The sequence below is a fragment of the Duganella guangzhouensis genome (assembly GCF_009674535.1).
Lineage (GTDB): Bacteria > Pseudomonadota > Gammaproteobacteria > Burkholderiales > Burkholderiaceae_D > Rugamonas > Rugamonas guangzhouensis.
On the sequence record NZ_WKJK01000035.1, the window covers coordinates 19,229 to 29,633 of the forward strand.

Genomic DNA, 10,405 nt, shown 5'->3' on the forward strand with positions numbered 1-10,405 from the left:
AGCGTGAAGTCATCTACCAACGGAGGATGACATGAACCCACGCGCCCCACTGCTCGCCGCCTGCATCGCCCTTGCGCCATTGCACGCCCTCGCCGTCCAACTGATGTCCGCCCCGGTGGCCATCGCCAATCCGCAGGAAAACACCAGCCTGGTCTCCCGCCTGAACGCGCTGGACAACCGCCCCGGCCTGAGCGCCGACTACAGCTTCCGCATCAGCAGCCAGCACCCTGGCGTGGTCGGCCAGAAAATCACCCGCGCCCAGCACACCTACAAGGGCTTGCGCGTGTTCGGCTCCGAAACCGTGGTGGTGACCAACACCAGCGGCGACATCGTCAGCGTCGCCGCCGCCGACCGCCGCCCCGGCCTGACGCCCAGCGCCGTCACGCCCAGCGGCATCGCCACACCCTCGCCCCCGCCGCCCGACCAGCTAACGCCCAACCTCAGCAGCGACGACGCCATCGCCCGCGCCGTACAAGCTGTCGCCGCCACCGGCGCCACCCACCGCTGGACACCCAGCGCCGAATTGCTGATCTACCCGGTGATGAAAACCGTGCGCACCAGCTCCGCCGCCAACAAGCCGGACGACCAGCTCAACGCAATGGACGTGGAGGAAGTGGTGGACCGCTACGCGCTGGCCTATCTGGTGCAGCTGCGCATGGCGCTGGGAAGCAAGCTGATCTACTACGACGTGGTGGTCGACGCCCGCAACGGCGACATCATCAACAAGTGGCCAACGCTGCAGACCGTGATCGGCAGCGGCAACAGCCAGTACAACGGCGTGGTGCCGATCAGCACCTCGGCCACCAGCGGCGGCTTCCAGATGCTGGACAGCGCGCGCGGCACCGGTGGCAAATACGGCGGCATGGCGATCACCAACGCCAACCACAGCTCGCCCAACAATCCCGATCCCGGCAGCATCTACACCAACAGCAGCAACACCTGGGGCGACGGCCTGCAATACAACGGCGGCAGCACCACCAACGCCAACGGCCAGACCGCCGCCGTCAACGCGCTGTGGGGACTGATGAACACTTACGACACCAACAAGAACGTGCTGGGCTGGCAATCGCTAGACGGCAACAACACCGCCACCTACATCGCCGCCCACGTCGGCACCAGTTACGACAACGCCTTCTACGACGACAGCTGCCACTGCATGTACATCGGTGACGGCAACAGCTTTTACAGCCTGGGTGCGATCGACGTCATCGGCCATGAAATGTCGCACGGCGTCACCGCCTCCACCGCCGACCTGATCTACGCCGGCGAATCCGGCGGCCTGAACGAATCCAACTCCGACATCGGCGGTGAAATGGTGGAAGCCTACGCCCGCAACGGCGGCACCGGCAGCAGTGTGCCAGCCAGCGGCAACGATTGGATGATGGGCAAGGAGATCAGCAAGAGCGGCGAGCCGCTGCGCTGGATGTACAAGCCGAGCAAGGACGGCAGCAGTCCCGATGCCTGGAGCGCCAATCTGAAAAACATGGATGTGCACTACTCCAGCGGGCCGAACAACCGCATGTTCTACTTCCTGTCGCAGGGCTCCAAGGCCGACAGCGGCAGCGATTACTACAGCCCCTACCTGACCAAAACGCCGGCCGCCATGAGCGGCATCGGCAACGACAAGGCGTATCGGATCTGGTTCAAGGCGCTGACCACCAAGTTCACCTCCTCCACCAACTATGCCGACGCCCGCAACAAAGTGCTACAGGCGGCGCAGGAACTGTACGGCGCCACATCGAAGGAAGCGATCGCGGTTCAACGCGCTTATGCCGCCATCAACGTCGGCGCCGATATCGATGAAGCGGGCGATGGCGGCGGTGGCGGCGGCGAGGCCGTCGAACAGGTCGTCAACGGCGGCTTCGAGAGCGGCACCACCGGCTGGAGCGGCAGCACCGGCGTGATCGGATCGCATAGCGGCCAGGCGCCATACGAGGGCACGCGCTACGCCTGGATGGGCGGCAATGGCCGTCGCAGCACCGAGACGCTGACCCAGCGCGTGCAAATCCCCGCCACCGCCAGCAGCGCGCAACTGAGCTTCGCGCTACACATCGACACCGCAGAAACCAGCAACACCGTGTACGACACCCTGACCGTCTCGCTGCGCGCCGCCAGCGGATCTCTGCTGACGACACTGGCCACCTACACCAATCTGACGCCGGCGGCGGGCTACCAGATCCGCAGCTTCGACCTGCTGCCGTACAAGGGCCAGCAGGTCACGCTGTCGTTCGTGATGCGCGAAGACCGCAGCAAGCAGACCTCCTTCGTGCTCGACAAAGTCAACCTGCTGACACGCTGATCAACGCAGCGTCACAAACACCGGGTTCGAATAGAACCACAGACTGCCGTAATTGCGGTCGTTGATGTCGTTAAAGCGCTGCGTGTTGTCGGTGGTGCTGGTGCGCTGATCGGCCAGCGGCTCACCGGCAGCCGTCAGCCCCGCCACGTCGGTGCCGAGATTGGTGCCGCGCAGGCGGAAGTACTGGTTCTTGGTCGCCGTGGTTTCGTAGCTGATGCTGTAATAGCCATCGGCATCAACCTTCCAGTCGGCGCTGGTGAAGCGCTTCAGCACTTTGGTGCTGCTGTTGGTCGCCACGCTGTAGGCCGCCGTGCCGGCAGCGGCTTTGGCTCCGACATCACCGACGATCAGATCCACATGGTCGACCACCGGCTTGACGTTGGCAGCTGTGCCGCTGTCCACCGGCTTCTCGTAATTATTCTTCGACGGCGACTTGAAGCGGATGGTGATGGTCACCTTGTCGCCACTGCCGACTTTCAGCTCGCCGCCCATCTCCTTGCGGTCGCTGGTGCTGGCCAGGTTGAAATCCAGCGCGTTAATCAAGTCGCCATACACCGAGAACATTTTTCCCGAGCGCAGACCGGTCAGCAGATCGGCGGCGAGCGGCTTGCCGGTAGCGCTGTTGAACACATAGTTCTTCGCATACTCGCCAGGGAAGTAGCCGCTGCTGTTACTGCCGACGATCTTGAAGTGGGTATCCGAATCAGTCAGGTTCCAGATGCGGCGGCCCTCGCCCAGCAACGCATCCCACGGGCCGCCCAGCTTGGCCACCACATAATCGACGCCGCCATACACGCGCAGCAGCGCGTTGTCGTCGGTGTAAGCCGCCGTGTAGCCGCCGCGATCCGGCTCCATCTGATTGCCGACCATGCCTTCAATGGCGAACATGATGTTCGGCGCCAGATCGTTGAACGCGCGGAAGTCGGCAATGCTGTAGCTGCCCTTGTTGCGCGACGGGTGGTTGATGACGGCGTAGCTGGTGTCCGGATAATTCGTCTTCAGCCAGGCGAAGGCTTGCAGCGCATCGTCGGCGGTCTTGTTGTAGCGCGTGGTGCCGTACTTGGCCTTCCAGGTCGCCAGGTCGGTAGCGTCGAACATGGTTTCGTCGCGCGTGGTGAACAGGTACTCGAATTCCTTCATGCCCTTGGTGCTGACGCTGGCGCCGTCAAACAACGCGATGCCAACGTGATCGTGGGTCGGCATGTCCCATTCAAAGCCGGAGAAAATCAGCTTGTCGGCATAGGTACCGGCGGCCTGCAACGCCTGCACGCGCGGGATCTCGTAACGCTCGGCGCCGATCGACATCGGTATCGAGGTCGCCAGCGTGTTGCCCTTTTCATCGCGGGTCGATACGCGCAAGTGATTCGACACCGCCATCCAGTCCAGGCCATAGCTGGCGAAGGCTTTCGACAGCACCTTCTCCAACGTCTGGCTGACATCGGCGTCAGCCGACTGCGTGGTGTGCGTATGCAGATCGCCGGCGAGCCAGCGGCCGGACGGCAGCGAAGGCACGCTGCTGACGGGTTGGTTGTCGCCGCCGCAGGCAGCAAACGTCAGCAGGATGGCAATAGCGGAAGGGATCATTAATTTTTTATAAGTCATGGTACTACCCTGAAGTGTGGCAAAGAGCGCGCACCATAGCAACTGCGGATGACGCCCTGATGACGCACGCAAAACTGCTATCATCCAAGGCTGGCGCGGAGCGGTTCGCGCCCTACACATCAGGAATATAAAAATGACTATTGGCGGAAAGACCATGGAAGAGGCATTGGCCTCGCTGTCCGATATGACTGCAGGCGCAGTCCCGATTGGCAAAGACGAACACCTGCAGCGCATCGCCCGCGCCCAGGCTTATATGCAGGCGCAAGGCATTGCCGCCATCTACATCAATGCCGGCGCCAATCTGACCTACTTCACCGGCACCAAGTGGTATGCCAGCGAGCGCATGGTGGGCGCGATCCTGCCGGCGCAAGGCCCGGTTGAATACATCGCCCCGGCGTTCGAGGAAAGCACGCTGAAGGACTTCATGCTGGTGCAAGGCGCGGTCAACACCTGGCACGAACACGAAAGCCCGTACGCGCTGTTCATCGCTGTGCTGAAACGCATGGGCATCGCGCCGAATTCCGCACAAGCGCCGCGCGTCGGCATTTGCGAAAGTGCCGCCTTCTTCATCTACGACGGCATCCGTCCTTTGGCAGAGGGCTATGTACTGGAGAATGCGCGCGCCGTCACCGCGCACTGCCGCACCCGTAAATCGAACAACGAAATCGCGCTGATGCAGCGCGCCAAGGACATGACGCTGGCGGTGCACATCGCCACCGCCAGCATTCTGCGCGAAGGCATCACCACCACCGAAGTGGAAGAATTCATCGACCGCGCGCACCGCAAGGTCGGCGCCTCGGCCGGCTCCTACTTTGTGATCGTGCTGTTTGGCGAAGCCACCGCATACCCGCACGGCGTCAGCTACGTGCAGACGCTGAAACCGGGTGACACGGTGCTGATCGACACCGGCTGCAAACTGCACAACTACATTTCCGACATCACCCGCACCTACGTGTATGGCCCGATCAGCGAGCGTCAGCGCTCGGTGTGGAACAGCGAGAAGAAAGCGCAAGCCGCCGCGTTTGCCGCAGCCCAGCTGGGCGTGCCGTGCGAACAAGTCGACCAGGCCGCGCGCCGTTCGCTGGAAGCCGATGGTTTCGGCCCCGGCTACAAGCTGCCCGGCCTGCCACACCGCACCGGCCACGGCATCGGTCTCGATATCCACGAGTGGCCTTACCTGGTGGGCGGCGACCAGACCGCGCTGGACGTCGGCATGTGCTTCTCGAACGAACCGATGATCTGCATCCCCGGCGAATTCGGCGTGCGCCACGAAGACCACTTCTACATGACGGAACACGGTCCGAAATGGTTCACCGAACCAGCCCACAGCATCGACGATCCGTTTGGCCTGAAGCGCTAACGCGACTGCGCCAGCCAGATGGTGCGGTTGCCGCAGTCTGGATCCTCGACGCTCATGGCGATGACATCAAAGCCGTGGGCGTCCAGTAACTGGGTGTATTCGTCGGGCGCGAGGCTGGCGTGGTACAGCGCTTCGCCTTGCAGCTCGCCCATCGCCACGCCGTGCACCGGTCCGCTGGTGAACATCAGCGCGGCGCGCGGCGCGGCATGGGCGCGGAAGATGGCGAACATGCGCCGCTGATCGTCTTGGCGCAAATGGAAGAAACTGTCCCAGGCCAGGATGCCGGCAAAACGCCGTCCCAGCGCCAAGGTGCGCATGTCGGCTTGCACCGCGCGCTGCAACGGCAGTCTGGCGCGGAACAGCTCCAACATGGTGGACGAGGCGTCGACACCGGTCACCGCATAGCCCTGTGCGACAAGGTGTGCGGCCATCGGCTGGCCGGCGCCGCAGCCCAGGTCCAGCACCGCGCGGCCATCGGCGGCGGTTTCATTCACGCCCATCACCACACCAAAACGGCGCAGCCATTCGCCTTCAACGAACGCGCCCTGCTCGCGCGCCGCCACCCACGCGGGCGCGTGGCGTGTGTACAGCGCTATCACTTGATCGGCTTCGATAGACATGGTCGCGTTGCGGCAGCGCGCCGCACACGGCGCTCAACTGCGCTTAATAACTAGCGTCATGATATCGTAGCTGGCCACCAGTTCATCACGCTGATTGGTCACCTGTACATCCCACGCAACAACGCCCTGGCCGACGCCCTTGTCGTCGCTGCGATTGCGGTCGACCTTGCGCTTGCAGGTCAGGCGCGCGCGGATGGTGTCGCCAATCGCCACCGGCGCCACGAAGCGCAGGTTGTCGAGACCATAATTGGCCAGCACCGGCCCCGGCGCCGGCGACACGAACAGCCCGGCCGCCGCCGACAACACGAAGTAGCCGTGCGCGATGCGCTGGCCGAACTGCGTGTCCTTGGCCGCCACCTCGTCGAAGTGCATGTAGAAGTAGTCGCCGGAGACGCCGCCGAAGTTGACGATGTCGGCCTCGCTGACAGTGCGGCGATGCGTCAGCAGCGAGTCGCCAATCGCCAAGTCTTCGAAGTATTTGCGGAACGGATGCACCTCGCTCTCCTGCACCGCCGCGCCGCGCACGTATTCGCCGGTGATCGCGGCCAGCATGGTCGGCGAGCCTTGCACCGCCGCCCGCTGCAGGAAGTGGCGCACAGCGCGGATACCGCCCAGTTCTTCGCCACCGCCGGCGCGTCCGGGGCCGCCATGCTTTAGCTGCGGCAGCGGCGAGCCGTGGCCGGTGGAGTCAACCGCCGCCTCACGGTCCAGCACCAGCACGCGGCCATGCGAAGCGGCGGCGATCGGCACAGCATAGGCGGCAATCGCCGGCTCGCGCGTCACCAGTGTCGATACCAGTGAACCCTTGCCGCGCGCGGCCAGCGCCAGCGCTTCTTCAATGCCGTTATAACTGATGATGGTGCTGACCGGGCCGAACGCCTCGACGTCGTGCACGGCGTCGTTGCGCTGACCATCGCGGCACAGCAGCAAGGTCGGCGCGAAGAACGCGCCTTCGGCCACGCCCTCGCCCACCGGCGCAAAGCCGTCGCGCGCGCTAAACAATACTTCATTGCCGCGCGCGAGCAGTTCGACCCGCGCCGCCACGTCACGCTGCTGCTCGCGCGATGCCAGTGCACCCATGCGCACGCCCTCGACCGACGGATCGCCGACGCTGACCTTGGCCAGCCGTTCGCGCAGCCGCGTGCCGACCGCGTCCACCATCGACTCCGGCACAATGATGCGGCGAATCGCGGTGCACTTCTGGCCCGCCTTGCCGGTCATCTCGCGCGCCACTTCTTTGACGAACAGGTCGAACTCGGGATCATCCGGCGTGATGTCCGGCGCCAGGATGGCGCAGTTGAGCGAATCCGCTTCAGCGGTGAACGGCACCGAATTGGCGATCAGGTTGCGATTGGCGCGCAGCCTGGCGGCGGTATCGGCGGAGCCGGTGAAGGTGACGACGTCGGCACCGCCCAGCCGGTCCAGCAGATCGCCGGTGCTGCCGATCACCAGTTGCAGCGCGCCGGCCGGCAGCAGGCCGGATTCGTGCATCATCCGCACCAGCGCTTCGGTCAGATAGCTGGTGGCGGTGGCCGGCTTGCCGATGCACGGCAAGGCGGCCAAAAAGCTGGGGGCGAATTTCTCCAGCAGTCCCCAGATTGGAAAGTTGAAGGCGTTGATGTGCACCGCCAGTCCGCCGCGCGGCACCAGGATGTGGGTGCCGGCAAAGCCGCCGTTCTTCCCCAGCGCCATGGCCGGGCCTTCGTGCAGCACATTGGACGATGGTAGCTCGCGGCTGCCCATGCTGGCGTAGGCGAACAGCGTGCCGGTGCCGCCTTCGATGTCGACCCAGCTGTCGGCGCGGGTGGCGCCGGTCTGGTGCGAGATCGCGTACAGCTCTTCCTTGCGGCTGAGCAGATATAGCGCCAATGCCTTCAGGCGCTGCGCGCGCTGCTGGAAGTTCAGTTGCATTAGCGCCGGCACGCCGGTCTTGCGGGCGTGGGTGATCGCTTCATCAAAGTCGATCTGCTCGGCGTGGGTGTGGTGGATGACGGCGTTGGTCAGGGCGCTGTGCAGCGGCGTGGCGGCTTCGCTGCCGATCCAGCGGCCGGCAATGTAGCTTTGCAGGGTGGGCATGTGGTCTCCTTATGCTCAGGGTGCGGTGTTTTTATGCAGATGGAGCGGCAGTGCGCTGTCCCATTCGATGCGTTTGCGGTCCGGCTCGGGCGCGCTCAGGGCTTCGGTTTCGCGCATGGTCCGCATCGAGCGCACCGCCAGTTCCTGGTATTGCGCGGTGCCGCTGGTTTTCCATTGGATTTCGTCGTCGCGCAATTCGCGCGCCACCTTGGCCGGCGAGCCAACCGCCAGGCTGCGCGGCGGGATTTCCATCCCGGCGCGCACGAAGCTCATGGCAGCGACGATGCTGTCGGCACCCACCACGGCGTTGTCCATGATGACGCTGTTCATGCCAACCAGCGCGTTGCGACCGATGCGGCAGCCGTGCAGCACGGCGCCGTGGCCGATGTGGCCATCGCGTTCGACCACGGTGTCACAGCCAGGGAAGCCGTGCATGACGCAGGTGTCCTGCAGGTTGGCGCCCTCCTCCAGCACCAGCCGGCCGAAGTCGCCGCGCAGCGCGGCCAGTGGTCCGATATAGCAGCGCGGGCCGACGATGACGTCACCGATCAGCACCGCGCTAGGATGCACGTAGGCGGTTGGATGGACAACCGGTGTGACGCCATTGATTTCGTAGACTTTTACCACGCTCACCTCCGCAGGTCGATCACGCGCCGCGCCTTGCCGGTCAGCGTGCGTTCGATGCCGTTGGGCGGCAGCAGCCGCACTTCGGTGCTGACGCCAACGTTGGTCTTGATGCGCTGCTGTAGTTCGCGCGCCAGCGCGTCGGCATCGGCGGGCGAGATCTCAGGCCGCAGCTCGGCCAGCACTTCCAGTTTGTCGAGATGGCCATCGCGGCTGATCACGAGTTGGTATTGCGGCGCCAGTTTCGGCATTTTGCAGATCAACTCTTCGATCTGGGTCGGGAACACGTTGACGCCTCGGATAATCAGCATGTCATCCGAGCGGCCGGTGATCTTGCCGATGCGACGCATGCTGCGCGAAGTCGGCGGCAGCAACCGCGTCAGGTCGCGCGTGCGGTAGCGGATGATGGGCAGCGCTTCCTTGGTCAACGAGGTGAATACCAGCTCGCCCTCTTCGCCATCCGGTAGCACTTCGCCGGTTTCGGGATCGATGATCTCGGGGTAGAAGTGGTCTTCCCAGATCACCGGGCCGTCTTTGCTTTCGATGCACTCGCTGGCCACGCCCGGCCCCATCACCTCGGACAGGCCGTAGATGTCGACCGCGTCGATGCCGGCGCGCTGTTCGATTTCGGCGCGCATGGCGTCGGTCCACGGCTCGGCGCCGAAGATGCCGATCTTGAGCGAGCTGGCCGCCGGGTCCAGTCCCTGCCGCTGAAATTCCTCAATCAGGTTAAGCATGTAGGACGGCGTGACCATGATGATGGAGGGCTGGAAGTCCTGGATCAGCTGTACCTGTTTTTCGGTCTGGCCGCCGGACATCGGCACCACGGTGCAGCCCAGCCGTTCGGCGCCATAGTGGGCACCGAGGCCGCCGGTGAACAGTCCATAGCCATAGGCGATGTGCACCATGTCGCCGGCGCGGCCGCCAGCGGCGCGGATCGAGCGCGCGACCACCGTGGCCCATGTGTCGATATCGTTCCGGGTGTAGCCGACCACGGTGGGTTTGCCGGTGGTCCCGCTGGACGCGTGCACCCGCACCACCTGTTCTCGCGGCACGGCGAACAGGCCGAAGGGGTAGTTGTCGCGCAGGTCTTTCTTGGTGGTGAAGGGGAAGCGCGTCAGATCGGCCAGCGTGCGCAGGTCGTCGGGGTGGACTCCAGCCGCGTCGAAGGCGGCGCGGTAGTGCGGCACGTGGTCGTAGGCGTGCTTCAGCGTGTGGCGCATGCGTTGCAGTTGCAGTGCTTGTAGTTCGTCGCGGCTCGCGCGTTCGATTGGTTCCAGATCGGCGGCGGCGGGAGTGCGTTGGACCATCGGGTGTCTCCTCGTTATAGGACTTCGCCGCTGATGCGGTGCGATTTGCCGCGAAATAGCGCGATGGTGCGGCCGTGCTGGTTGCAAACGGTGATGTCGTAGATGCCGGTTTTCCCGCTCAGCGATTGCTCGACGGCGGTGGCGGTCAGCAGATCGCCGGCGCGGCCAGGCGACAGGTAGTCAATGCTGCAGCCGGCGCCCACGGTGGCGTGATTGCGGCTGTTGCAGGCGAAGGCAAAGGCGCTGTCGGCCAGCGAGAAGATGAAGCCGCCGTGGCAGGTCTGGTGGCCGTTCAACATATCGTCGCGCACCGGCATCGACATGCGGGCGTAGCCGGGGGCGATGGCGTCCAGCGTCATGCCCAGCCCCTGCGAGGCCGGGTCGCGCGCAAACATCGCCGCCCCCACCGCCTCCGCCAATGCCTGCGCGGCAGCGGATTCGCTGGCGTCCGGCGCCGCGTGAACTGCGGCGCCGGTCGGCGGGGCTGGGCGCGGGGCACCGCCGGCGCCCGGTG

8 protein-coding genes are annotated in these 10,405 nt (G+C 64.6%); 2 read left to right on the plus strand and 6 right to left on the minus strand.

The genetic code is table 11. The features are described from left to right. The first annotated feature begins 31 nt into the window (after positions 1-31). On the plus strand, positions 32-2,299 hold the full coding sequence (locus GJ699_RS32705; RefSeq protein WP_154383605.1) for a M4 family metallopeptidase: 2,268 nt from the start codon (positions 32-34) through the stop codon (positions 2,297-2,299). On the opposite strand, the gene GJ699_RS32710 is transcribed toward GJ699_RS32705, so the two are convergent. Beyond that, positions 2,300-3,883: a CehA/McbA family metallohydrolase domain-containing protein gene (locus GJ699_RS32710; protein WP_229262409.1), complete on the minus strand. Its 1,584-nt coding sequence runs from the start codon at positions 3,881-3,883 to the stop codon at positions 2,300-2,302. Between the two features lie 151 nt (positions 3,884-4,034). On the opposite strand from GJ699_RS32710, the gene GJ699_RS32715 reads away from it, so the two are divergent. After that, a complete protein-coding gene (locus GJ699_RS32715) occupies positions 4,035-5,261 on the plus strand; it encodes a M24 family metallopeptidase (protein WP_154383607.1) in 1,227 nt (408 codons plus the stop codon). On the opposite strand, the gene GJ699_RS32720 is transcribed toward GJ699_RS32715, so the two are convergent. From GJ699_RS32720 to paaI, 5 genes are read right to left on the minus strand one after another with little or no spacing between them, the layout of a single operon-like run. Continuing rightward, entirely contained in the window at positions 5,258-5,881 is a 624-nt protein-coding gene (locus tag GJ699_RS32720; protein WP_154383608.1) for a class I SAM-dependent DNA methyltransferase, read from the minus strand. The genes GJ699_RS32715 and GJ699_RS32720 overlap by 4 nt on opposite strands. 33 nt (positions 5,882-5,914) lie before the next feature. Further along, on the minus strand, positions 5,915-7,957 hold the full coding sequence (gene paaZ / locus GJ699_RS32725; RefSeq protein WP_154383609.1) for a phenylacetic acid degradation bifunctional protein PaaZ: 2,043 nt from the start codon (positions 7,955-7,957) through the stop codon (positions 5,915-5,917). A gap of 15 nt (positions 7,958-7,972) precedes the next feature. Further along, positions 7,973-8,584: a phenylacetic acid degradation protein PaaY gene (gene paaY, locus GJ699_RS32730; RefSeq protein ID WP_371867738.1), complete on the minus strand. Its 612-nt coding sequence runs from the start codon at positions 8,582-8,584 to the stop codon at positions 7,973-7,975. 2 nt (positions 8,585-8,586) lie between these two features. Continuing rightward, positions 8,587-9,891 carry a phenylacetate--CoA ligase PaaK gene (gene paaK / locus GJ699_RS32735; RefSeq protein WP_154383610.1) on the minus strand — a complete coding sequence of 435 codons (1,305 nt, stop codon included), beginning with the start codon at positions 9,889-9,891 and terminating at the stop codon, positions 8,587-8,589. Positions 9,892-9,905: 14 nt separating this feature from the next. Then, entirely contained in the window at positions 9,906-10,286 is a 381-nt protein-coding gene (gene paaI / locus GJ699_RS32740; RefSeq protein ID WP_154383614.1) for a hydroxyphenylacetyl-CoA thioesterase PaaI, read from the minus strand. Positions 10,287-10,405: the final 119 nt, after the last annotated feature.

What these genes read in the sequence shown, in the direction of transcription:
- paaI (WP_154383614.1), bottom strand. Translation starts at nt 10,286, where the DNA reads ATGTTTGCGCGCGACCCGGCCTCGCAGGGGCTGGGCATGACGCTGGAC.
- paaK (WP_154383610.1), bottom strand. Translation starts at nt 9,891, where the DNA reads ATGGTCCAACGCACTCCCGCCGCCGCCGATCTGGAACCAATCGAACGC.
- GJ699_RS32720 (WP_154383608.1), bottom strand. Translation starts at nt 5,881, where the DNA reads ATGTCTATCGAAGCCGATCAAGTGATAGCGCTGTACACACGCCACGCG.
- GJ699_RS32715 (WP_154383607.1), top strand. Translation starts at nt 4,035, where the DNA reads ATGACTATTGGCGGAAAGACCATGGAAGAGGCATTGGCCTCGCTGTCC.
- GJ699_RS32705 (WP_154383605.1), top strand. Translation starts at nt 32, where the DNA reads ATGAACCCACGCGCCCCACTGCTCGCCGCCTGCATCGCCCTTGCGCCA.
- paaZ (WP_154383609.1), bottom strand. Translation starts at nt 7,957, where the DNA reads ATGCCCACCCTGCAAAGCTACATTGCCGGCCGCTGGATCGGCAGCGAA.
- GJ699_RS32710 (WP_229262409.1), bottom strand. Translation starts at nt 3,883, where the DNA reads ATGATCCCTTCCGCTATTGCCATCCTGCTGACGTTTGCTGCCTGCGGC.